Source organism: Meiothermus sp. (genome assembly GCF_025060375.1).
Lineage (GTDB): Bacteria > Deinococcota > Deinococci > Deinococcales > Thermaceae > Meiothermus.
This window is the reverse complement of record NZ_JANXCG010000039.1, coordinates 1-23,481: the sequence shown is the minus strand read 5'-3', so window position 1 is coordinate 23,481 and position 23,481 is coordinate 1. Positions and strand designations below refer to the sequence as shown.

At 67.7% G+C, this 23,481-nt stretch carries 19 protein-coding genes; 13 read left to right on the top strand and 6 right to left on the bottom strand.

All coding sequences use genetic code 11. The features are described 5' to 3' along the window. Window positions 1-15 precede the first annotated feature (15 nt). The 6 genes from NZ849_RS05160 to NZ849_RS05135 all read left to right on the top strand — a co-directional run bounded on the left by NZ849_RS05160 (window position 16) and on the right by NZ849_RS05135 (window position 8,036). The gene (locus NZ849_RS05160; RefSeq protein WP_295404951.1) at window positions 16-981 is read left to right on the top strand and encodes a TRAP transporter substrate-binding protein; all 966 of its coding nucleotides are present in this window, start codon (window positions 16-18) and stop codon (window positions 979-981) included. A 71-nt stretch (window positions 982-1,052) separates the two neighbouring features. After that, on the top strand, window positions 1,053-1,559 hold the full coding sequence (locus NZ849_RS05155) for a TRAP transporter small permease (RefSeq protein ID WP_295404948.1): 507 nt from the start codon (window positions 1,053-1,055) through the stop codon (window positions 1,557-1,559). Window positions 1,560-1,562: 3 nt separating this feature from the next. After that, window positions 1,563-2,867 carry a TRAP transporter large permease subunit gene (locus tag NZ849_RS05150; RefSeq protein WP_295404945.1) on the top strand — a complete coding sequence of 435 codons (1,305 nt, stop codon included), beginning with the start codon at window positions 1,563-1,565 and terminating at the stop codon, window positions 2,865-2,867. A 15-nt stretch (window positions 2,868-2,882) separates the two neighbouring features. Further along, complete coding sequence (locus NZ849_RS05145) at window positions 2,883-3,635, top strand: LamB/YcsF family protein (RefSeq protein ID WP_295404941.1); 753 nt, start codon at window positions 2,883-2,885, stop codon at window positions 3,633-3,635. Between the two features lie 17 nt (window positions 3,636-3,652). Beyond that, entirely contained in the window at window positions 3,653-5,185 is a 1,533-nt protein-coding gene (gene pxpB / locus NZ849_RS05140) for a 5-oxoprolinase subunit PxpB (RefSeq protein ID WP_295404937.1), read from the top strand. A 73-nt stretch (window positions 5,186-5,258) separates the two neighbouring features. Continuing rightward, on the top strand, window positions 5,259-8,036 hold the full coding sequence (locus tag NZ849_RS05135) for a hypothetical protein (RefSeq protein WP_295404934.1): 2,778 nt from the start codon (window positions 5,259-5,261) through the stop codon (window positions 8,034-8,036). On the opposite strand, the gene pyrF is transcribed toward NZ849_RS05135, so the two are convergent. Next, entirely contained in the window at window positions 8,026-8,811 is a 786-nt protein-coding gene (gene pyrF / locus NZ849_RS05130; protein ID WP_295404931.1) for an orotidine-5'-phosphate decarboxylase, read from the bottom strand. The two genes, NZ849_RS05135 and pyrF, sit on opposite strands and share 11 nt — an antisense overlap. A gap of 90 nt (window positions 8,812-8,901) precedes the next feature. Here pyrF and NZ849_RS05125 point away from each other — a divergent pair, with 90 nt between their 5' ends. From NZ849_RS05125 to pgm, 3 genes are all read left to right on the top strand, one after another. Beyond that, window positions 8,902-10,152: an esterase-like activity of phytase family protein gene (locus NZ849_RS05125; RefSeq protein ID WP_295404927.1), complete on the top strand. Its 1,251-nt coding sequence runs from the start codon at window positions 8,902-8,904 to the stop codon at window positions 10,150-10,152. A 91-nt stretch (window positions 10,153-10,243) separates the two neighbouring features. Then, complete coding sequence (gene lhgO / locus NZ849_RS05120) at window positions 10,244-11,464, top strand: L-2-hydroxyglutarate oxidase (protein ID WP_295404924.1); 1,221 nt, start codon at window positions 10,244-10,246, stop codon at window positions 11,462-11,464. Between the two features lie 49 nt (window positions 11,465-11,513). Beyond that, on the top strand, window positions 11,514-13,160 hold the full coding sequence (pgm, locus tag NZ849_RS05115) for a phosphoglucomutase (alpha-D-glucose-1,6-bisphosphate-dependent) (RefSeq protein ID WP_295404921.1): 1,647 nt from the start codon (window positions 11,514-11,516) through the stop codon (window positions 13,158-13,160). Window positions 13,161-13,297: 137 nt separating this feature from the next. Here the strand turns inward: pgm and NZ849_RS05110 are convergent, their stop codons facing one another. Then, window positions 13,298-13,825 (bottom strand): YdcF family protein, encoded by a 528-nt coding sequence (locus NZ849_RS05110; RefSeq protein WP_295404919.1) that lies wholly within the window; start codon window positions 13,823-13,825, stop codon window positions 13,298-13,300. Window positions 13,826-13,992: 167 nt separating this feature from the next. On the opposite strand from NZ849_RS05110, the gene hflX reads away from it, so the two are divergent. Further along, window positions 13,993-15,672: a GTPase HflX gene (gene hflX / locus NZ849_RS05105; RefSeq protein ID WP_295404916.1), complete on the top strand. Its 1,680-nt coding sequence runs from the start codon at window positions 13,993-13,995 to the stop codon at window positions 15,670-15,672. Here the strand turns inward: hflX and NZ849_RS05100 are convergent. The 4 genes from NZ849_RS05100 to NZ849_RS05085 are packed head-to-tail and all read right to left on the bottom strand — an operon-like array spanning window position 15,669 to window position 18,728. Beyond that, window positions 15,669-16,268, bottom strand: coding sequence for a hypothetical protein (locus NZ849_RS05100; protein ID WP_295404913.1), 600 nt, complete (start codon window positions 16,266-16,268; stop codon window positions 15,669-15,671). The two genes, hflX and NZ849_RS05100, sit on opposite strands and share 4 nt — an antisense overlap. 3 nt (window positions 16,269-16,271) lie before the next feature. After that, on the bottom strand, window positions 16,272-17,051 hold the full coding sequence (locus NZ849_RS05095; protein ID WP_295404910.1) for a regulatory iron-sulfur-containing complex subunit RicT: 780 nt from the start codon (window positions 17,049-17,051) through the stop codon (window positions 16,272-16,274). Between the two features lie 58 nt (window positions 17,052-17,109). Beyond that, window positions 17,110-17,991, bottom strand: coding sequence for a hypothetical protein (locus tag NZ849_RS05090; RefSeq protein WP_295404907.1), 882 nt, complete (start codon window positions 17,989-17,991; stop codon window positions 17,110-17,112). A gap of 2 nt (window positions 17,992-17,993) precedes the next feature. Continuing rightward, window positions 17,994-18,728: a metallophosphoesterase family protein gene (locus tag NZ849_RS05085; RefSeq protein WP_295404904.1), complete on the bottom strand. Its 735-nt coding sequence runs from the start codon at window positions 18,726-18,728 to the stop codon at window positions 17,994-17,996. 323 nt (window positions 18,729-19,051) lie between these two features. Between NZ849_RS05085 and NZ849_RS05080 the strand changes: the two genes are divergently transcribed. The 3 genes from NZ849_RS05080 to NZ849_RS05070 form a co-directional block, all read left to right on the top strand. After that, a complete protein-coding gene (locus tag NZ849_RS05080; RefSeq protein WP_295404901.1) occupies window positions 19,052-19,261 on the top strand; it encodes a hypothetical protein in 210 nt (69 codons plus the stop codon). A gap of 169 nt (window positions 19,262-19,430) precedes the next feature. Then, window positions 19,431-20,855, top strand: a complete 1,425-nt coding sequence (locus NZ849_RS05075) for a hypothetical protein (RefSeq protein ID WP_295404898.1) — start codon at window positions 19,431-19,433, stop codon at window positions 20,853-20,855. 197 nt (window positions 20,856-21,052) lie between these two features. After that, window positions 21,053-23,481 (top strand): hypothetical protein (locus tag NZ849_RS05070; RefSeq protein ID WP_295404895.1); only part of this gene is annotated, 2,429 nt, incomplete at its 3' end.

The following is a 23,481-nucleotide window of genomic DNA, read 5'->3' as shown; positions in this document are numbered from 1 at the left end:
CGCAAAGGAGGTCTTATGCAGCGATGGATCGGAGTTTTGGTAGGCTTGGCCCTGGGTATCGCCAGTGCCCAGACCCAGACCTGGACGATGGCGACCCCCTACCCCGACGGGAACTTCCACACCATAAACATCCGCGAGTTCGCCAGGGATGTGGAGAGCGCCACCCAGGGCCGTCTGGTCATCCGGGTCAACAGCGGGGGCTCCCTGCTGCCTCACCCCCAGATTCTGCCGGGGGTGCGCAGCGGACAGGTGCAGCTGGGCGAGGTGCTCATCTCCTTGCTGGCCAACGAAAACCCCATCTTCGCTCTGGACTCCATCCCCTTCCTGGTGAGCAGCTACGAGGATGCCCAGCGGCTCTACCGGGTTTCTAGGCCCGAGATAGAGAGCTGGCTCTCACGGCGGGGCATGGCACTTCTGTTCTCGGTGCCCTGGCCCGGGCAGGGTCTTTACACCAAGCAGCCGGTGAACAGCGTGGCCGACCTCCGGGGAGTGCGCTTCCGGGCTTACAACCCGGCCACCGCCCGGATCGCCGAACTCACCGGCATGGTGCCCACCCAGGTGGAGGCCGCCGATATACCCCAGGCCTTCGCCACCGGCATCGTCGCGGCGATGATCACCTCTGCCTCTACGGGGGTGGACAGCCAGGCTTGGGACTTTGCCCGCTACTACTACGACCTTAGGGCCTGGATTCCCAAGAACATGGTCATCGTGAACCGGCGGGCCCTGGAGGCCCTGAGCCCCGCTGACCGGGAAGCGCTGCTGGCGGCTGCGCGCCGGGCGGAGCAGCGGGGCTGGCAGGCCAGCCAGCAGGAGGCGGCCAGCAAGACCGCTATCCTGGCCCAGCGGGGGATGCAGGTCTCGCAGCCCAGCCCGCAGCTGGTGGCTGATCTGAGGAAGGTGGGCGAGACCATGGTCAACGAGTGGCTCCGGCGGGCTGGGGCCACTGGGGTTAAGATCTACCGGGAGTACCTGGGCAGGTAGGCCTGCGGCCCGCGGCGCCCTAGGGGCTTTGCCCCTGGTGCCGGGGCCCTTGCTCTCTAAAGGGGGCTTCGGTGCGCAGGTTCTTGGACGAACTCTATCGCCTTTCGGGTTTCCTGGCCGGGATTCTGTTGGTGTTTATCTTTCTCGTCATCCTGGCCCAGATTGTGGGGCGGCGGTTGGGGCTCGTGGTCCCCTCGGCCAATGAGCTGGCGGGGTTTGCCATGGCAGGGGCGGTTTTCTTTGCCCTGGCTCCTACCCTGCGGGCCGGGGGGCACATCCGCGTGGGGGTACTGCTGCGCCGGCTGCGCGGGCGGGCCCGGCTTTGGGTGGAGGTCTTGGCAGGGGGCCTCTCCTTGCTGGCCGCGCTGTACGCGGCCTTCCACCTCTGGCGGTTGGTGCTGGACTCCTACGCATACGGCGACCTGGCCCCAGGGCTCCTGCCCCTGCCCCTTTGGCTGCCGCAGAGCTTTCTGGCGCTGGGCATGAGCATTTTTTGCGTGGCCCTGGCCGATACCCTGGTGGCCCTGCTCAGGGGGGAGCTCCCGGGCTACCTTTCCGAGGACAGGGGGCAAGAGTAGCCCATGGAGCTGACCCAGGTAGCCCTCTTTTTGGTCCTGCTGCTGTTTCTGTTCCTAGGCGGTGGGGTCTGGATTGCCCTGGCCCTCCTGGGGGTGGGTTGGGTAGGGCTTCAGTTTTTCACCAACACCCCACCGGGGGCAAGCGTGGCCAGCAGCCTCTGGGCCTCTGTCTCGAGCTGGTCCCTGGCGGCCCTGCCCATGTTCATCTGGATGGGGGAGATCCTCTATCGCACCCGCCTGGCCGCCGACCTCTTCGAGGGGCTTTCGCCCTGGTTGCGAAACATCCCGGGCCGCCTTTTGCACATCAATGTCCTGGCCTCGGGTATCTTTGCGGCGGTGATCGGCTCTTCAGCCGCTACCACGGCCACCGTGGGGAAAATTGCCCTGCCCGAGCTCTTGCGGCGCGGCTACCCTGAGCGGCTGGTCCTGGGCTCGCTGGCCGGCGCCGGCACGCTGGGCCTTCTGATCCCCCCTTCGGTGATGATGATCGTCTACGGGGTGGCCGCTGAAGTCTCGGTGGCCCGGCTCTTCATCGCGGGGCTGCTGCCGGGCCTCCTGGTGATGCTCCTGTTCATGGCCTGGGTGATGCTGGCAGGCCTCCTGAACGCAAAGAGGATGCCTCCGCCTGACCCCCCGGTGCCGCTGGGGGTGCGGCTACGTGGCCTGCTCAAAATTCTGCCGGTGCTCCTCCTCGTGGTGGCGGTTATCGGCTCTATCTACACCGGTGTGGCTACCCCTACCGAGGCGGCCAGCCTAGGGGTGCTGGGAGCCCTTCTCATCGCCCTGGGGACCCGCAGCCTGACCTGGCAGAGCTTCCTGGACAGTCTGATGGGTGCGGTGCGCACCACCAGCATGATTGGGTTTATCCTGGCCGGCGCAGCGGTGCTCTCCATCGCCATGGGCTTTACCGGCATCCCCGCGGCGCTGGCGGCCTGGGTGGGGGAGCTGGGGCTATCCAAGTACGCCCTTTTGGCCACGCTGATGCTGCTTTTTCTGGTGCTTGGAGCCTTTTTGGACGGCATATCCATCATTGTGCTAACCACCTCGGTCGTTCTGCCGATGGCCAAGGCGGTGGGGATTGACCTGCTTTGGTTTGGCATCTTCCTGGTGATTGCGGTGGAGCTGGCCCAGATTACCCCGCCGGTGGGGTTCAACCTGTTCGTGCTGCAGGGTCTTTCGGGGCGGGACATCTTTACCATCGCCCGCTCGGCCCTGCCCTTTTTGTTCCTGTTGCTCCTGGCGGCGGCCATCATCACGGCCTTCCCGGAGATTGTGACCTGGCTGCCGCGGAACATGGTGGGGCAGTAGCCCCGGCGAGGCGGTATGTGGATTGACCTGAACGTTGATGCGGGCGAGTCCTTCGGCAACTGGAAGCTGGGCCTGGACGAAGCGCTTTTCCCCCTGGTCAGTTCGGTCAACGTGGCCTGCGGGTTTCATGCGGGCGACCCGCTCACCATGAGGCGGACCCTCGAGCTGGCCCAGCGGGCGGGGATTGCGGTGGGGGCACACCCGGGTTTCCCTGACCTGGTGGGCTTTGGGCGGCGGGAGATGGCCGCCACGCCCGAGGAGGTCTACGCGGACGTGCTCTACCAGGTGGGGGCCTTGGCGGCCTTTCTCAGGGTGGCGGGAATGCCCCTGCACCACGTGAAGCCCCACGGAGCCCTTTACAACCGGGCTACCCGGGATGCGCCCACCGCCGCGGCCATCGCCAGGGCGGTGCGGGACTACGACCCCGGCCTGCCGCTGGTGGTGCTGCCCGGCACCCCCCTCGAGGTGGAGGCCCAGCGGCTGGGCCTGCGAACCGTGGCCGAGGCTTTTCCCGAGCGGGGCTATACCCAAGACGGCCGGCTGGCCCCTCGGGGGACCCCAGGGGCCTGGATTCATGACCCAGAATTGGCAGCCCGCCGGGCGGTCCAGATGGTGTTGCGGGGCCAGGTAGAGACGGTGGACGGAGGGGTGGTGCCGGTGCGGGCCCAGACGCTCTGCATCCACGGCGATAACCCTCAGGCCCTGGCCATTGCAAAGGCGGTGCGCGAGGCCCTGGAGCGCGAAGGGGTTGTCGTCCGCACCTACTGAGGTGGGGCTGCTTTCGCATGACCCTGCGCGGTTTGTACCTGGCCTTCTCCGAAGGACTCGATCCAAAGGCCAACGCCCGGATGCTGGCCCTGTTCCGCCGCCTGCTCCATAGCCCACCGGCTGGGGTGACCGATCTGGTCCCGGGGTACCGCAACCTCTACCTGGAGTTTGACGCTGAGAGGACCTCTTTGGGCCGTTTGCGGGGCCTGGTGGAGCGGGCCCTGCGGGGGTTGCCCGAGGGGGAGGAGGGCCGGGAGGTGGAGGTGCCCGTCCGCTACGACGGTCCAGACCTGGTCTGGGTGGCTGAGCGCACGGGGCTTTCCCCCCAGGAGGTGGTGCGGCTCCACAGCGAGCCCCTCTACCGGGTCTTCGCCACCGGCTTCACCCCCGGCTTTCCCTTTCTGGGGCCCTTGTCCGAGCGCCTGCGGTTGCCCCGGCGGCCCACCCCGCGCCCGCAGGTTCCCGCCCATGCAGTGGCCATCGCAGGCGATCAGACCGGCATCTACCCCCTGCCCTCCCCAGGGGGATGGCACTTGCTGGGCACGGCCCTGGTGCAGATGTACAACCCCCACCGACCCCAGCCCTTCTACCTCCAGGCTGGCGACCGGGTGCGCTTCGTCCCAGCGGAAGGCCCCACTCCCCCCCTGCCGGAGCCCTTCGAGCTCCTTCCCTCTGAGCCCCGCTACCCAGCGCTGCGGGTGCTGGAGCCGGGCCTGCTGGACCTGGTGGTGGATGGGGGCCGGCGGTTTGGCGGGCACCTGGGGCTGGCCGCGGGGGGAGCGCTGGACGCCCGCTCAGCTCGGGTGGCCAACGCCCTGGTGGGCAACCCGCCCCATACGCCCCTGCTCGAGCTCACCCTAAAGGGGCCCCTTCTGGAGGCGCTGAGGCCGGTGGTGGTGGCCTTTGCAGGCTACGGTATGGAACCGCTGCTCAACGGCGAGCCCTTGGCGGCGGGCCAGAGCTTTGCCCTGCGGAGAGGGGATGTGCTGGGCTTCAGGAGCCGGCCGGAGGGTGCCCGGGGCTACCTGGCCCTAGCAGGGGGCTTTGAGAGCCGGCGCTTCTGGGGAAGTGCCGGGGCCGATGTGCGGGGGCTGATCGGTCGGCCCCTGCAGGCTGGGGATGTGCTAGGGGTGGACCATCCTCGGCCGGTGCGGCCCGGTCGGGCCTGGCCGATGCCGCGGCTGGTCCCCGCGGTGGTGCGGTTGCTGCCGGGGCCCCAGTTCACCCCGGAGGCCCTGGAGGCCCTTTGCTCAGGGCCCTATACCCTGGCGGCGGGCGACCGGATGGGGCTGCGCCTGGAAGGGCCCTGGGTGCCCGGGGGGGAGCTGACCAGCGAGGCCACGCCGCTGGGGGCTATCCAGATGACCCCTCAGGGCCAGCCCATCGTCCTGCTCAACGACCGAGGCCGGATGGGGGGCTATACCAAGCCAGCCCAGGTGCACCCCGCCGACCTGCCCCGGCTGGCCCAGCTTCGTCCTGGAGAGGGTCTGCGCTTCGTTTGGGCGGGAGGTACCCCTTTGGGGTATGGCGGTTGGGAGTACCCTGTGTAGTTTACAGATAGCGCACGACCTGCCAAAATACACACCAATTACGGGACGCAGATACCCCTACGGGAGGTGGTTGGTGGATACCCAGGTCAGGCGCTACTTTCGTAGCCAGCTTCACGTGAACAGCCCCCTTTCCCCGGGGCATTTCGAGCGGGAGCTGGCCCGGCGGATTGGTAGCCCTTCGCGCCGAAGGCCGATTCTAAACGCCTGGGAGGCATATCTTTCAGCCCAGGGCGGGGACCTGGACGCGGTGCGAAGTTTCTATTCCGAGCTGTTGCTTCACCCCCGCGAGCGATTGGAGGGCATGGTCTACGCCATGCACCTCCCCTTCATTGAGTTCTACGTGCAGACCCTGCCGCAGCACCTGCCCCAGGAGGGGCGGGTGCTCGAGGTGGGGGCCTTTACCGGAGGCCTGGTCAAGCTCCTCCAGGAGGCCCGGCCGGAGCTGGAGTGGCACGCCTTGGAGGGGGTGGGCGAGGCCGTGGCGCTGGGCCAGGCCCGCACCGGCCCTGCGGTGACCTGGCATGAGGGGTGGTTCCCCCAGCGGTTGGAACTGCCCCCCATGGACGCGGTCCTGCTCCTTTCCTGCCTGCCGGAAGGCCACCTGGGGGGGATTGGGCCTACCCTGGAGGAGAGCCGCTACTTAGAGCACTTTCGCTTTGTAGAACGTTTGCGGGGCCTGGAAGGGCTCCTGCGGCCCGGAGGGCTTTTGGTCTACGGGCACGGCCCCTTCCTGGGGAAGAACCCAAAGGCGGTGGTGCGGGCCCTGGAGAGGCTGGGGTTCACCGGGGTAGGCCAGGTGGGCGACGGGGACTACACGCTGATTACCGCGCGGATGCCCGAGGCCCTGGCCCCGATGGAGGAGATGGCCCCAGGCCCCATCCGTATTTCGCCCGAGCCTCCCCTCCAGGTGCCCCCTACCAGCCCGCAGGAAGTCTGGGCCCTGCTCGAGGCGGGGGACTACGCCGGGGTGTTGGATCGGGTGCCTCCAGGGGCTGTTGGTGAGCTGGCCTACCTGCGCGGCCGGGCCCTGCTGGCGCTTTCGCGCTACGCGGAGGCCGAAGAGGCCCTGGCCCGGGCAGGCCGGCCGGAGGCCGAGGACTTGCGGGCGCTGTGCTGGGCCGAGCTGGAGGACTACCAGCGGGCTCTGCCCCGCCTGGAAGCCCTGGCTAGCCGGGGAGGTCGCTTCAGATTGGCCTTGGGCAAGGCGTACCTGGGGCTAGGCCGACTTTCGGATGCCCTGCGCCAGCTTTGGGAGTGCGGCCTGCCTGAGGCGGAGATCTACCTGAAGGCCGCCCTCGAGCGCACCGAGGAGCGGGTGCTACGGCTCTGCCGGGAGGGAGAGTGGAGTGAGGTGAGCCGTCGGGTGGAGTTCGTGGAGGACCTCTCGCCCGAGCTGCTCACCCGCGGGCTGTTGCGCCTCGGGCTTCAGGCCGCCCTGCAGCAGGGGCTTTGGGGCCGGGCGGCCCGCTACGCCCAGCGGCTTTATGTCCTTGGAGAGTCGCACGGGGCGCTGGGGTTGGCGCTGGCGGGCCTGAAGGTGCGGGGGCCGGAGGCCCTGGACAGCGTGCCCTTGGCTGACCTGAAGGGGGTGGAACCCTACCTGACCGATGCGGTGGCCCGGGCGGAGGACGCCACCGCCCTTTTGGCCCTGGGGATGCTGCGCCACCGGGAAGGGCGGCATGCCGAGGCGGTGCGCTACCTCGAGCGGGCCGCACGGGCCTCCCGGGGCGAGCCCGCAGGGCTGGCCTACCACCTGCTGGCCCTCTCCAAGCGGGCCTTAGGGTACCCAGTGCTGGAGGTGCTGGGGGACCACAAGCGGGCCCACGCCCACCGAGCCTACCCGGTGACCCAGCTCTTTGAGCTGGCCCAGGAGGCCCTGGAGGCTGGGGAGCCGGTGCTGGCCCGCGAGTTTTTGGGGCGGGTGCGTGAGGCTGGGCTGCAGCACTTTAGCGATGTGGAGCCGGTCTTGAGGCTGGTGGAAACCCTGGAGGGTCCTTGGGAGGCCTTTCGCATGCTAGCTCAGAGTCTGGAGGAGACCCCTGAGCCTCCCCTGGAGCACCTCGAGCGGGCCTACCGCCTCTCCCGCAACTTCTCCCAAAGCCACGAGGCCCAGGCGGTACGGGGCCAGTACCTGGCCGCCCTCTACAGCGCTGGGCAGGCCCTGGGGGCCGAGGGGTTGCTGCTCTCCGAGCTCTCCCGTAATCCCGAGGCCCTGGAAGTGCTCTACGACCTGGCCGAGCACTACGAGCGCACCGGAGCCTACCAGAAGGCTGCTGAAACCTGGCGCAAGGCCTTGGAAATCGCCTACTACTGGGAGAAGGACCTGGCGCTTTCGCGGGAGATTTTGCGGAACCTGCTCTTTTTGAACCCCACCGACCCCGACCTGCAGCTCTACCTGGAGGAGCTCAAGGCTACCTCGAAGGCCCTCTCCCTCCTGGAGGGCACCCCTGATGCCTTGGCTGGGGCTACCCCTGAGGGCCTGATGCGGGAGGGGTTGCCGCGTTTCCACGGGGAGTACCTCATCGTGGTTGGGGGGCACACCCAGCTTCGCAGCCGCCTGAGCCCCATCCTGGAGGGGCAGGGGCTTAAGCTGGACTGGTTCGACTCGGACAGCTACGCTGCTGGCCGAGAGGTCATCCGGCGTATCCACAGCCGGCTCGAGCGGGCCCACGGCCTGATGATCATCAGCAGCTATGTGGGCCACGACCTTTCCGAACCGGTGCGCCTTGCGGCAGAGCAGCTGGGGGTGCCGGTCTACATCACCCCGGGGCGGGCCCGCGGGGTAACGGGGTTTTTGCGGGCCTTGGGTGAGTTTGCCCCCCAGATACTCCGCCGGGCCCTCAAGGGCTAGGGGCCAGGCTGGCAAGGTAGACCTCAGCCTGGCGAACCGCCCCCTCCAGGTCGGGCCGCCCGCCGGGGTAGTACAGCGCCCGGCTGGCCGCGTTGAGCAGGCCGGGGCCGCGGATGGCCTGGCCTCCCTGAGCGCCCAGGCCGGGCAGGAGGAACAGCGACCGGGGCAGCCGCTCCCGCAGCTCCCATACCTGGGCAGGGTAGGTGGCCCCCACCACCGCCCCCAGGCGCGACCAGGCGCCCATCCGTTGCCGCTCGGCCTCCTGGGCCAGGTGGTCGGCGACAGCCTGGTAGAGCCTGCGCTCGTTGGCCAGCAGGAGGTCCTGGAAGAGGCTCGAGCCGGGGTTGGAGGTCTTGACCAGGACGAAGACCGCACCTCCCGACCGGGCTGCCGCTTTGATGAAGGGTTCCAGGGCGTCTTGGCCTAGGTAGGGGTTCACGGTCAGGGCCGAGCCTGGGTAGGCTTCCAGGTAGGCCCGGGCGTAGGCCTCTGCGGTGGAGCCGATGTCCCCCCGCTTGGCGTCCACAATTACCGGGAGCGAGAGCACCCGCGCCCCCACCACCAGCTCGTGCATCAGGGCAAAGCCCGCCGGGCCCAGGGCCTCAAAGAAGGCGGTCTGGAACTTTACCGCGCAGACCTTTTCCAAAAGCGCCTCCATCAGGCTGAGGGTGTAGCGGCGGATGTGCCCCAGGGGCTCCGGGCCGTGTAGTTCGGGCCGGGGGTCAACCCCCAGGACCAGGGGGGGGCGTTGTAGAACCTCCTCTACGAACTCCATCCCAACCAGGCTACCCTGTGCCGGCGGGGCTTCAAAGGGGCCTTGAAGCTGGTCTGACCTCGGTTTTGGAGAATGCCTGCGGAGGTGTGTATGAGAAGAGCGCTGCTGGCTGGAATCCTCCTGGCCTCCGGCCTGGCCCAGGCTCCAAGGGTGGAGCTGGTGGGTTTTGCCGTGCTGCCCGCCGACACCTTTTCCGAAGGCCCCCCGAGCGGGGCCTACCGCGAGACCCCCGGCTTCCGCGCGGAGCGGCCCCCCTTCTCGAGCCAGCCGGTGCAGGGTTTCAGCGCCGTCCAGTTTGGCCCCCAGCCAGGGAGCTACTGGGTGCTTTCCGACAACGGCTTCGGCTCCAAGGCCAACAGCCCCGACTACCTGCTTCGGCTCTATCTGCTCACCCCCCAGCCCCGGACCGCCCAGGGTGGGCCGGGAACGGTTCAGGTGAACCGCTTCGTCCAGCTCCGGGACCCCAACCGGCGGGTGCCCTTTCCCATTCTCAACGAAAACACCCCCGACCGGCTCCTGACGGGGTATGACTTTGACCCCGAGTCCTTTGTCTTTGCCGCCGATGGGACGCTCTGGGTGGGCGATGAGTTTGGCCCCTACCTGCTGCACTTCGACGCCAACGGGGTGCTGCTCGACCCTCCCTTCGCCACCCCGGACTTCGGCGCCGGCAAGGACCCCAGCAAGGACTTCGTGCGGGCGCCGCAGAACCACGCCCTCATCATGAACCCGGTGGCCCCCGGCCAGCCCAGCCCGGCCAACCTGCCCACCTCCCGTGGCTTTGAGGGCATGACCACCAACCCGGGCCGCACCCGGATTTACGCCATGCTGGAGGGCACCGTGCTGGGCGATCCGGCCGGCACGGTGCGGCTTATGGAGTTTGACCCCGCGGCAAAGCGCTGGGTGGGGCTGGTGGGCCGCTACCGCCTTGACGACCCCGCCCACGCCATCGGCGAGATAGCCGTGGTCAACGAGAGCGAGTTTCTGGTCATTGAGCGGGATAACCGCCAGGGGGCCGAGGCCCGTTTCAAGCGGATTTACAGGATAGACCTGGGCCGGCGCGACGCCGAGGGGGTCTTCGCCAAGGAGCTGGTGGCGGACCTCCTCAACATCGCAGACCCCCAGGGCCTCTCCCCGCACACCCAGGGGGGCCTTTTCCGCTTCCCCTACTTCACCATAGAGTCGGTGCTGGTGCTAGACCCCCAGACCCTGCTGGTGCTCAACGACAACAACTACCCTGCGACGGGGGGGCGCGGTCCAGAGGTGAAGGACGCCAACGAGTTCATCTGGCTGCGGCTGCCCGCGGCCCTGCGGCTGGCGCCGGGCGTGGGCCAGCCCCGCTAGGCTTTTCGTTGGCACGGGCTCCCGGTGTGCCAGGGGCTTTCCGCGGGGGCTTTGGGGGAGAGTTGGCGGGTGGGCGCTTTAGAATGGAGGGATGAAAACCTGCGACTACCTGGTCATCGGTGCGGGCATTGTGGGGCTGACCATCGCCCTCGAGCTCGCCCGGCGCAACCCCAGCGCCAAAATCGTGGTGCTCGAGAAGGAAAAAGAGCTGGCCCAGCATGGCTCCGGGCGCAACTCCGGGGTGCTCCACGCGGGCTTCTACTACACCGCCGACTCCCTCAAGGCCCGCTTTACCCGGGAGGGAAACGCTCGCTGGAAGCGCTTTGTGGAGGAGCGGGGCCTGCGGATCAACCGCTGCGGCAAGCTGGTGGTGGCCAAAAACGAGCAGGAAGTAGAAGGCCTGCGGGAGCTCAAGCGCAGGGGCGATCTCAACGGGGTGGAGACCTACCTCATCTCCGCCAAGGAGGCCAAGGGGATAGAGCCTCGGGTCAAGACCACGGAGCTGGCCCTTTGGTCGCCCAACACCGCCACCGTAGACCCCCAGGAGTGCATGGCGGCAGTGGCGAGGGAGTGCCGGGAGCGGGGTATAGAAATCCACCTCAACACCCCCTACCAGGCTCGGCGCGGCACCGACATCATCACCCCGCAGCAGGTTTACAGCGCGGGTTTCGTGGTCAACGCAGCGGGGCTGCACGCCGATAGGGTGGCCCACGACTTTGGCCTGGGGCTGCGCTACCGCATCCTGCCCTTCAAGGGGCTTTATCTCTACGGCTCCGAGCCGCCGGGCTCCTTGAGGACCAACATCTACCCGGTTCCAGACCTCCGGAACACCTTCTTGGGGGTTCACTTCACGGTCACGGTAGACGGAAAGGTAAAGGTGGGCCCCACGGCCATCCCTGCCTTCTGGCGGGAGAACTACCAGGGGCTTTCCGGTTTTGATGCCCGGGAGGCCCTCTCCATCCTCCGCGATGAGGCCATCCTTTTCCTCCGCAACGACTTCAACTTCCGGGGGATTGCCCTTGAGGAAATCAGGAAATACTCCCAGGCCTACCTGGTGGCCCAGGCCTCGGCCCTCGCGGAGGGGGTTCGGCGGGAGAACTTCCGCACCTGGGGCCGCCCGGGCATCCGGGCCCAGCTCTTCGACCATCAGGAAAAGAAGCTGGTGATGGACTTCACCCTCGAGGGCAACGCTGAGGGCCTGCATGTGCTCAACGCTATATCCCCTGCCTGGACTGCGGCCATGCCTTTTGCTGAGTATGTGGTGGACCGGATAGAGGCCCTGCACAAAGGCCGGGAGCTCTCACAGGCCTAACCCTGGCTGGGTTGCCCGGCTTACAATAGACTCCGCAGAAGGAGCCGCTATGCCCGCCCATCCCTTAGCCGGTCAGCCTGCCCCTCTGGACGCTTTGGTCAACGTTCCCCGGTTGGTCAGCAGCTACTACACCATAAGGCCCGACCCGGCCGACCCGGCCCAGCGGGTGGCCTTCGGCACCAGCGGGCACCGGGGCAGTTCCCTTCTGGGTACCTTCAATGAGGCCCACATCCTGGCCATCGCTCAGGCTGTGGCCGAGCACCGCAAGGCCCAGGGGGTTACCGGCCCCCTCTTTCTGGGGATGGACACCCACGCCCTCTCCGAACCAGCCTGGATGAGCGCGGTGGAGGTCCTCACGGCCAACGGGGTGGAGGTTTGGGTAGCTGAGGGCCGGGGCTATACCCCGACCCCTTTGGTCTCCCACGCCATCCTGACGCACAACTGGGGTCGCAGCCAGGGTTTGGCCGATGGAATCGTGATCACCCCGAGCCACAACCCGCCCCAAGATGGCGGCTTCAAGTACAACCCGCCCCATGGGGGCCCTGCGGACACCCAGGTAACCCGGGCCATCCAGGAGCGGGCCAACCAAATTCTGACCGGGGGGCTTTCGGAGGTGCGGCGCTGGCCCTTGGCCAAAGCCCTGCAGGCGGTGCGCGAGTACGACTTTGTGACCCCTTATGTGGAGGGCCTCGAGGGGATTGTGGACATGGGGGCTATCCGGGCAGCGGGGGTGCGCATCGGGGTAGACCCCTTGGGAGGGGCCTCTTTGGGGGTCTGGCGGCGCATAGCTGAGCGGTATCGCCTGGAATTGAGCGTGGTCAACGAGCGTGTAGACCCAAGCTTTGCCTTCATGACCCTCGATAGGGACGGCCGGATTCGCATGGACTGTTCCTCAGCCTACGCCATGGCTTCGCTCATCGGTCTCAAGGACCGCTTTGACCTAGCCATAGGCAACGACCCCGATGCCGACCGGCACGGCATCGTGACCCCTGAGGGGCTGATGAGTCCCAACCATTACCTGGCCGTCTGCGTGAACTACCTCTTCCAGCACCGCCCGGCCTGGCGGCCGGAGACCGCTGTGGGAAAGACCCTGGTCAGCAGCAGCATGATTGACCGGGTGGCCCAGGCCCTGGGCCGACGGCTCTACGAGGTGCCGGTGGGCTTCAAGTATTTTGTGGAGGGGCTGCGCTCGGGGGCTTTGGGTTTTGCTGGGGAGGAGAGTGCTGGGGCCTCCTTCCTGCGCATGGACGGCCGGGTCTGGAGCACCGATAAGGACGGTATTGTGCTGGGCCTTCTGGCCGCCGAGATTCTGGCTAAGACCGGTGCTTCGCCCCACCAGCACTACCGGGATCTGGAGGCTCGCTTCGGCGCCTCGGCCTACACCCGCATAGACGCCGAAGCTACCCCTGAGCAGAAGAGGGTCTTGGGAAGCCTCTCCCCCGAGATGGTTCGGGCCACCGAGCTGGCTGGGGAGCCCATCCTGGCCAAACTAACCCACGCCCCCGGCAACAACCAGCCCATCGGGGGGCTGAAGGTGGTTACCGAGAGTGCTTGGTTTGCCGCCAGGCCTTCGGGCACCGAGGATGTCTACAAAATCTACGCCGAAAGCTTCAGGGGGCCTGAGCACCTGGAGCAGGTGGTGCGGGAGGCTCAGGAGGTGGTGGCCGGGGCTTTTCAGGCTGCGGGGGTAGGATAGGCTTGAGGGGCTTCGGTCGGGCCAACCCAAGATTGCCGTTTAGCAGGTTTTCCCGCGGCAGATGCGAGCTTGGGTCCAGCGGCAGGGTTGGTGGGCTGTTGCGGCGATTTGTGCTGGTGCCCGTTCCGAGCCTTGGTTCAGCGAATCCCCAGCCGGGCCAGGAGGGCCAGCCAGGCCTCCCGCTGCCGGTAGGACTCCCTGAAATTCCCCCGGACCGCGTAGCCCGTGGCCCTTAGGCCGAGCTGATCGGCCAGGATGAGCGCCCGGGGCAGGTGGGGTTCGTCGGTGACGATGATGGCCCTCGAGCCGCCCAGCACTGGGGCGATGTTGCTGAGGTTCTCCCAGGTCCGCCGGCTCTTCTGTTCGCAGAACAGCGCCCTTCGGGGCACCCCCCGGGCCTCCAGGTAGCGGCAGCCCACCTCCCCCTCGCTGTAGCGGTCGCCCGGCCGGCGCCCCCCGGTCACCGCAATGCGCGGGGCATAGCCCTGGCGGTAGAGCTGGAGAGCGGCCTCAAGCCGATTGCGGAAGATGACCGAGGGTTCGCCGTTGTACTGTGCGGCCCCGAGGACCACGATCCAGTCGGCCTTTCCAGGGCTTGAGGCGGCTTTAGGGGTGAAGGCCAGTACCCCTAAGCCCACCACCAGAATTGCCGTCAGCAGGCGCATAATTTCCCGCCCAAGTTATACCAAGCCCCCGGGTCGGAGTTGTGAGTCCGGCCATTATCTCCCGGGCCTGGGGTGCTATACTTTTACCAAGTTGAGCGTTCGGAACCCGTCCCCCAGGCACCAGCGGTCTAGGGGGCGGGCTTGCCTTTGGGAACCACAGGTGGCTCGTGGAGAAAATCTTTGGACGTACCAACGGTCTAAAGCCCAGCGAAAGGAAGCGGCTGGCCAACCTCTATAACCGCCGCGTACCCCCCAACCGGGTGCTCACCGCTGAGCTGGCCCGCACCCTGGCGGCCCTCTCGGCTGAGCTGGGGAAGCCCATCGGCCTGCTCATGGACCGGGGTGGGCGGGTGCTCAGGGTGGCGGTGGGCGATGCCCGGGAGCTGCCCATCCCAGAGTCGGCCCTGGTGGAGACCCGCCTGTCGGGCTACCGCCTGCTGCACACCCACCTGGGGGGAGGGGGGCTTTCACGCCCCGACCTCTCGGTGCTCTTCTTGAACCGTCTGGACGCCATCGCAGCCCTGGAAGTGGCCGAGGGGCACCCAACCCAGCTCCACCTAGCCCTGCTTTCGCCGCCCAAGGCCATTGAGGAGGACTGGCAGATTCTGCCCGTGCGGCCCTACCACGAGTACCTGGATTGGGACCTGGGGGCGGCGGTGGCGGCGTTGGAGGAGGAGCTTTCCCGGCAGGCCCGGGGGCTTGACCTGCGGGATGGGGCAGGGGAGCGGGCGGTGCTGGTGGGGATTGACCGCGGGGAGGGGGTGCAGGCCGAGGCCGACCTGGCCGAGCTGGTGGAGCTGGCCCGCACCGCGGGGGCGGTGGTGGCCTACAAGGAGCTGGTCTACCGGCCCAGCCTGGACCCCCGCTACGCGGTGGGCCGGGGCAAGGTGGACGAGCTGGTCTCCCACGCCTACCACCAGAACGCCGGCACCCTTATCTTCGGGGTGGAGCTCTCCGCGGCGCAGGCCCGGGAGCTGGAGGCGGTTACCGGCCTCAAGGTGCTGGACCGCACCCAGCTTATCCTGGACATCTTCGCCCAGCACGCCCGCACCCCCGAGGCCAAGGTGCAGGTGGAGCTGGCCCAGCTCAAGTACCTGCTGCCCCGCCTGGTGGGCCAGGGCCGGGTCCTCTCCCGGCTGGGCGGCGGGATTGGCACCCGGGGGCCAGGGGAGACCAAGCTCGAGCTGGACCGGCGCCGGCTGCAGGACCGAATTGCCGAACTTACCCGCAAGCTTCGCGAGATGGCTGCCCGTCGCCAGGAGGCCCGCCGCCAGCGGGAGCGCTCCGGGGTTCCCATAGTGAGCGTGGTGGGCTACACCAACGCCGGCAAAACCACCCTGATGCACGCTTTGGCCAGGAAAGGCGACCAGGGCGAGAACAAGCTCTTTGCTACCCTGCGCCCGCTTACCCGGCGGGGCTTCCTGCCCGGGGTAGGCGAGGTGCTCTACACCGATACAGTGGGCTTCATCCGCCGGATGCCGGAGGACCTGCTCGAGGCGTTTCGCTCCACGCTGGAGGAGCTGCGCGATGCAGATGTCCTGTTGCACGTTCTAGACGCCTCCCAGGAAGGGGCCCTGGAGCGCTACGGGGTGGTTGAGGACCTGCTGGGTGAGCTGGGGGTGGAAGCCCCGCGCCTGCTGGTGCTGGCCAAGGCCGATGCGGCGGGGGGGTACGACCTGGAATTCCTGAAGGAGCGGCTTTCCGGCCTGCCGGTCTCGGCCCTGAGCGGGCTGGGTCTGGACGAGCTGAAGCAGGCCCTGGCCCAGCGCCTGCTGGCCCAGGGGGTGCGCCCAGCGGCCTGGGCCAGCTTCCCAACGCAGGCAGGGGTTCCGCTGGCGAAAGGCTAGGTGCTCCGCAGCCGGACATAGGCCACCGCCCGGACCAGGGTGGAGAGCCCCAGCAGGGCCAGGTAGACGGCGAGCTGTAGGGGAAGCCAGCCCAGGAGGGAGGTCAGCAGGATGAGGGCCTCGAGCAGGGCGATGAGCCACAGGTGGCGGAGCAGGCCGCCCTGCAGGATTAGGTTCCACCCCTGCCGCAGGGCCATCGGCCAGGGGGTGGGGCCTTCGGCCAAGATCTGGAAGGTGTAGAACCAGAGGAGTTGCACGGCCACCATTCCCAAAAAGCCGAGCACCCCTGCCAGGCCGGGCTGGGGCGCAATTGGGGATAGGCCTACCCAGAAGACCGCCAGCACGCTGGCCCCGTACACCCAGCCCGCCACCAGGTGGGGTAGGGTAAGGTGGCCCCAAAGCCCCTGGGGCCGCCAGGAACCGCCGCGGACGTAGTCCAGGAGCACGGTGTAGACCCCCACCTGCATTGGTCCGGTCAGCAGGCCCAGGCTGAGGAGGCTTACCAGAAGGGCCTGGCCCAGCAATCCCAGCACCCCCAGCGGCCGCCGGAACAACAGCGCTAGGCTTTGCGCGAGTACCCGGCCCGGCTCGAGCATGCCTCACCCGGGGTTCAGCTCGCTTTTGTGTAGGGTCACCAGACTGCCCTCCTCGGTGAGCACCTCCACGGTGCCCGAAAGGGGGTTGAGCTTGGCAACCTTGCCGCAAACCCCCTGAAGGCTGCAGACCCGGGCGTTTTTGCGCGGCAGGTCGGCCAGGAGCTCCTGGTAGTGTTCGTGCTCGTACTGCAAGCAGCAAAGGAGGCGGCCGCAGGGGCCAGAAATCTTCTCCGGTGAAAGCGGCAGCTGCTGGTCGCGGGCCATCCTGATGGAGACCTGGGCGAACTCCCCCAGCCAGGTTGAGCAGCAGGCCTCCATCCCGCAAGCCCCCAGGGTGCCCAGGAAGGCGGTCTGGTCGCGGGGCCCCAGGGCCACGAACTCTACCCGGGCTCCGGACATGCGGCCCAGCTCGCCGACCCAGCGCCGGAGGTCAATCCGCTCCTCGGCGGCGTAGTGCACCACAATGTGGTTGCCGTCTAGGGTGAAGCTACAGCCCAGCACCTTAGCCCGCACCCCTTCCCGGCGCAGCCGGGCCCGGAGCCACCACTGGATGTCCTCGCCGCGGGCCTTGAGCCGGGCGTGTTTGTCCAGGTCTTCTGGGGTGGCGGGCCGCACCACCTGGCCCGCCGCCCGTCCCGGGTGGGGGCTGGAGCGCACCTTGGCCAGCTCGAGGCCCCTTGGGCTGCGCACCACCACCCAGCTGTCCACCGGAGGGGGCTCTCCGCTGTAGCCGTAATCGTGGATTTTGGGGCTGTGCGGAAACCGCACGCCAACGCAGTTCATGCTCCCTCCATTCGGCCAGGCTGAGCGCCTTGGTCCATGTCTAGCCTAAGGCAGGGGGCTACCTGGGTGCTAGCTTGAGGGCCAGCCAGGTCCGCACCAGCTCCTCGCCCACGTAGGCCCCAAGCGCCTCCTGGGCCTTCTGGATGGCTTCCAGGGCCTGCCTGTAGGCCGGGCTTTCCACCGGCAAGACCTGGCCTAGGCGGCGGGCCAGGTAGGGGAGGGCCTCCTCGTGTTCCAGCAGGAGCCCCAGGGCCTCCAGGGTCTGGGCGGGGCCCCGGCCCATCGCCTCCAGCACCCCCTGGGTCCGGTCGGTGAGCCGGTTGAACGCCGCGGGTTGCTCCAAAGCAAAGCGCAGCCGACCCACCGAGCCTTCCGCGTAGGCCAGCACCTCGGGGTCCTGGCTCAGGGTGCGCAGTAGGGCCTCGGGCAGGGGGGCGAAAGCCACCTCCAGGCATCGGCTGGCCAGCGTGGGCAGCACCTGCGCTCGGCTGGGGGCGATGAGGACCAGCCGGGCAAAGCTCGGGGGCTCCTCCAGCACCTTCAAAAGGGCGTTTGCGGCGGGCTCGCTCAGGAGATGGGCCCCATCGATGGCCGCTACCTTGGCCCGGTAGCGGGGATGGGTGGTAAGCCACTCCAGAAGGCTCACCTCCTCCCCCTCCTCCCGGGGGGCAATCTGTTCCAGGCGTATCTGGGGTTGGCGGGAGCGGCGGCCGGACCTGGTCTCACCCTGCGGGGCCACCTCCAGGTAGTCGGGGTGGGGCTCCAGCCGGCACGAGGCGCACCGGCCGCAGGGAGGGAAGCCCTGAGGGCAGTTGAGACCAGCCGCGTACCAGCGGGCCACCGTGCGCCGGCCTACCCCTTCGGGCCCGGTGAAGAGGAAGGCCTGGGCTCGGGCCCTGGGCAGAAACTCCAGGATAGGTTCGTGTCCTAGAACCCGCATGGCTACTTCCCCAGCACCAGCCGCTCGTAGAGCCACATCGGGAACCGCTCGTGGTGCAGCCGGGCCAGGACGTGCTCGAGGTTGTACCGAGCCCGGTGGAACTCAATCAGGTTCTCCTCGAGGTCCCATATCGCATAGGCCGCCCCCACCACCCCGTCGCGGGGCTGGCCGGTGGAGCCTGGGTTTACGATGGCCCGAACCCGGGGGGCCACGATGAGCTCCCCTCCGTTGGCGTAGCGCTGGTAGCGCACCAGCCGGTCCTGGCCCGGCCTTTCCAGGGCCAGGTAGCTTCCTGCCAGGTGGGTGTGGCCGTGGAAGACAAAGCGATGGGGCACCCGCTCGAAAACCTCCCGCGCCTGCTCCAGCTCCTCCAGGTAGGCCAAAGGGTCCAGCGGGCTGCCGTGCACCAGCAGAGCCCCCTCTACTTCGGTTGTCCAGGGCAGGCTTGCCAGGTAGGCCCGGTTCTCCGGGCTGAGTCGCTCGGCCTGCCAGGCCAGAATCTCCAGCACCGGCCCGTCAATTTGCATGGAGTTGATCTCCAGGAGCCAGATGTCGTGGTTGCCCAGCACCCCTTTGGCGTTCACCGAGCGCAGCCAGTCCAGCACCCGGTTAGCGTCGGGGTAGTACCCTACTGCGTCGCCCAGAAAGAGCACCGCCTCGTAGCCCCTGGCCTCCCGCAAGACCGCTTCCAGGGCCGGCCAGTTGCCGTGCAGGTCAGAAACCACAAGGTAGCGCACAGCACCCCAATCATACCTGCTGGGGCCACCGGTTTTTCCACCCGCCGCTTCAGGGGGCGCATTGCCCCGAGGCTGGACATCTGGAGGGCCATGCGCCTCTCGGGCGCTGGGCTGGGCAGCCCCTGCTGGCTCGAGGCGCCCCTAGGCCACGGCCTTACGAACCCCCTTGACAGGCCTCCACCTCCCTACCCCTGCGGCAGGGGCCCTGCGTGGAGGCTGAGCCCGGGGGTACCCACCTTTGGCCTGGGTCTGGTAGTCTAAAAGCCTGGAGGCCCTGCTGGAAGCCTGGCGCCCGCGCCAACCAGCAGGGTACGGGAGGGAGGATGTTTTTCGCCATCATCTTCGCGGTTCTTTCTGTGGCCATCACCTGGCTTCTGTACCTGGCTTTGCGCCCCCGCACCCTGGAAGTGGAGAGCGAGACCGCCGACCTGCGCTACATCGCCATGGCCCTGCTGCTCATCATCTTGACCGCAGCAGCGGTGGCCTCCATGCTCATCCTGGGTAAGCTTGGTCAGGTAACGCTGAGTTTCTGAGCCCCCCTGGCTCCCTGCAGGGTCTTCCCTTTCCTTCGTGAACCTGGCCTGCCAGGTGAAACCCGGCCTTTACCCTGGGCCGTAACACCCAGGACGGCTCCTCTTTATCTAAAATACCCCTAGCCTGGCTAAAATACCCCTAGCCTGGCCAAGGCCCGAGAGAAGAGCTATGAAAAAGCTGCGCTGGACAACCCTTCTTATCCTGCTGGGGCTTCCCCTCACCGCCTGTCCGAGCGTGCGCACCCAGGCCCAAGGTCAGCTCGAGGTGACCATCACCGGCCTCCCCCCGGACGTGGACGCGAACGTGCAGGTACAGGGCCCCGGCGGCTACAGCCGTCCCCTCTCCCGGAGCACCAATCCCCCACTGGAGGTGGGCCCTGGTAACTACACCGTTACCGCTAACGATGTTAGCGCCGCTGGCGAGACCTACAGCGCCAAGGTAAGCCCGCCGGGCAACAGCAACACCGCAACCGTAAGCGTGGCTGCGGGCCAGAAGACCCAGGTTACGGTGGCCTACGCCAAGCAGACCCCGTCACCCCCTCCCTCGGGCGAGGTGAACCCCGAAAAAACCTTCGCTGCGCCCTTTGGCATCGGCAGCCTGGCCTTCTTGGGCAGCCCTGGCGACGGCCAGGGCCGCCTCTACGGCACGGGCAACGCCGCGAACAAAGACGACCCCAGCGCCCGGTTCTACCTGACCCCTGCCGACCTGGGGGGAAGCGGGGGGAGCGTGCCCTCGGGCCAAATCGCGGACGAAGCGGGCCTCTACCACCTAACCTTCGCTGCTGACGGCACCCTGTACGAGCTCAAGCGGGACGACTTGCCCCCTGAGCCTAGGGTCTACATCCGCCGCTACGCCCGCAGTACCGCGGTAAACAACCAGTTCACGCCCACGCCGCTGGTCATCACCAACGGGGCCTTCTCCTTCAGCGTGGGCTCCAGCACCATACAGGACTACAACCTCTACAGCCCCACCGATATGGCCCTGGACGCTGCCGGCAACCTCTGGGTGCTCGACCCCCAGAGCACCGCCCGCGCCAACTCCGACGGCATCCTCAGCCCCCCCGGCCGGCTGGTCTGCTACTCCGCCGCCGACCAGGCAGGGCGCATTTCCACCACGGGCAACCTGGACACCCCAGGACGGGTCTACTACGGGAGCGCGGTGGAGGGGATGCGCGCCCTGGCCTTCGACGCCGAGGGGAACCTCTGGCTGGCCGGGGGCAGCGGGGCCTCGGCCCGGCTGGTCAGGGTTGCCGCCGGTACCCTGAGCTGTCCCGACCTCAACCCCACAACCCAGAACCCGGCCAATGCGGAGCTTGCTACGAACAGCCCCGGGGTAACCGTGCTCAGCGGGCCTCCCCTGGCCCAGCCAGTGGACCTCGCCATCGCTGGCCCCGACCTGTACGTGGCCCAGCCCAGCAACATCCTCAAGCTCTCTACCAGCAGCACCAACATTCCCGCAGACCTTAGGCCCATCACCATTGCCGGCCTGCAGGGGCAGATCACCGCCCTCGCGGTGGACGGCGGCGGCAAGCTTTGGGTGAGCACCGCCGGGGCTCCGGCCCCCAGCCCCGGACGCATCTACAAGCTGCCCTGACCGTTGCGGCCTGCCTCCCCCGCTAGGGCGGGGGAGATTTTTTCGTTACCGGGGGCGTTATTGAAGAGTAGCCTTCCCGTGCAGCACGGCACCCGGGGTTATGCCGGGTGGAAACCATGCGGGGGTTATCGCCCAAACAGCTATAACGTTGGGATTACGCCCTAGCCCCTACCCTTTTTCCAGGAGGTGAAAAGCGGATGAAACGACCAAGCTTCTGGTTCCTCCTGGTTTCGCTGCTGGCCCTGGTGCTGGCGGCCTGCGGTCCGCAAGGCCCGCAGAAAGGCAGTCTAAAGATTACGGTGAACGCGCCGAGCGGCGTAACCCCGCAGGTGAGGGTCACCGGCCCAGGTAACTTCAGCCGCGACATTACCACCACTGGCGAGACCACCCTAACCAACCTGGACCCCGGCAACTACACCATTGCTGTAACCCGCAGGGTGGTGAACGGCTACGGCTACGAGGGCAACGGGGCCACTGTGGCCGTGCAAGCTGGCCAGACCGCGAGCCACACGGTCAACTACCAGGCCGTAACCGGCAAGATAAAGATCACCATCTCCGGTCTGCCGAGCGGGCTTCAGGCGGGCATCAACATCAAGCGGCAGAACGGCTCCAACCTGAACAGCAGCCCCATCAATGCCGACACTACCCTGGAGGATGTGGCCCCCGGCACCTACACCGTGGAGGCCCCTGACCGCACCCAGGGCAGCTCGACCTACAGCACCGCCGCAAACGGCTCAACGGTAGCGGTAACCGCTGGCCAGGAGGCCACCGTCAACGCCCTCTATGTGGAGGGCACCGGCACGGCCACCATCAGCATTACCGGTCTGGATGCGGCCTTGCCCAACGATGCTACCGTAACCCTCACCGGCGGCCCCAGCAGCCCGGTAAGCCGGAGCTTTAGGGACAATGGCACCCTGACCTTCAGCAACCTGGCTCCCGGCACCTACACCATCAGCGCGAGCGCCATCACCAACAACGGCCCGCAGGACTATGCCTTCACCCTCTCCAAAACCAGCCTGACCATCGCCTCGGGCGGTTCCGACAGCGCCGCCCTCACCTACAGCAAGCCCACCCTGAACGTAACCCTGGCCGGGTTGCCCCAGCAGGGTACGGTTGTCACCCTTACCGTGGCGGCTCAGCCCGGCAGCGGTCCGGTCGAGACCCAGGTGGTCAGCAACCAGTCGCTGCCCTTTACAGGCCCGCTTACCCTTACCCTGCGCCGCCTGGGTAGCTACACCGTGAGCGCCTACGGCGCCTCGGCCGGCCAGCCGGTGGCGGTGGAGGGCCAGGTGGTGGACAGCCTCCTCACCAGCGACTCCCAGAGCATTTCCGTGAGCAACGCCAGCCCCAGCGCCAGCACCACCCTTACCTTCAGCGACGGCCTGACCGGGCGGGTGTTTGCGGTGGGCAACGGGGCCTTCGGCCCGACGGGTCCGGCGGGTGCAGACGCCGGCTACACCATCACCGACTTTGAGCTGGCCCAGGCCAGCCCCAGCCTGGTGGCCTTCACGGGCGGCAGCGGCCCCAGCGCAGCGGGCCTGTTCCGGGTGAAGTTCGACGCGCAGGGGAACCTGTACCTGATGTACCAGTACACCTCTCCTTCGAGCCCGGCCCGCATCGTCCGCATCAGCGCGGCCAACCTGGCGGCGGGCAACTGGAGCCCCAGCGCCCCGGGCAACAAGACCATCACCGCCGATGCCCTCGGTTCAGACCCCGAGCCTGCCGACCTGGCCTTCGACGCAAGTGGCAACCTCTGGCTGGTCAACGACTTCGAAAGCCGGCTGGTCTGCATCTCGGCCTCGGCCCTGAGTGGGCCGGGTGATGTGACGGCACCCAGCGCGGTCTACACCTCCAACGTGCTGGTGCGCCCGCAGGATGGCTACACCCTCACCCAGAACATCCACGCCATCGCCTTCGACGGGGCGGGCAACCTGTGGTTCACCGCAGGCGACTACAAGGCAGATGTGGTCACGGGCACGGCCCCTACCCAGACCGTAACCTACGGCCGCCGCTCGGTGCTGGCCCGCATCAACGCCTCGGCGCTGAGCTGCTCGGGCGGTAGCCACGCTGCACCCACCAACCTGACGTTTTCCGACATTCCGGTGCGGCTGGACATCAGCAACGCCAGCCGGGTGTATGAGGCTACGTCTGGGACGGCAACCACCGTGCTCCAGCCGGGTGCTGGCCCCCGCGGCATCCTGAAGCCGGTGGCCCTGCTCTACGACGCGGTGAACAACGCCCTGTGGGTGGGGGACTACGGCGGCAGCAACGGCCTGACCGGCGCGGCCTTCCGCGATGCCGACGCCGACCAGGAGACCCTGATCCGGGTGCCGCTGAACACAGCGAACACGGCCACTACCACCCCTGAACCCGCGCCCGACGGCTTCAACCTGCGCCCGGCCCAGATCGACCACCGCATCAGCATTGACTACACGGCTTCTCCCGGCCCCGCGAGCACCGGCCTGCAGCAGGTCTTCGGCCTGGCCTTCGACAAGACCGGGGCCCTTTGGATCGCCGCGAACAACAACGTGCTGCTGGTAACGGGAGACACCCCTGGCCCCAGCGACCGGCGCGGCAAGCTCTACCGCGTGAGGGTTCCGGCCCGCGAGGCTGGCCTGGCTGAGTG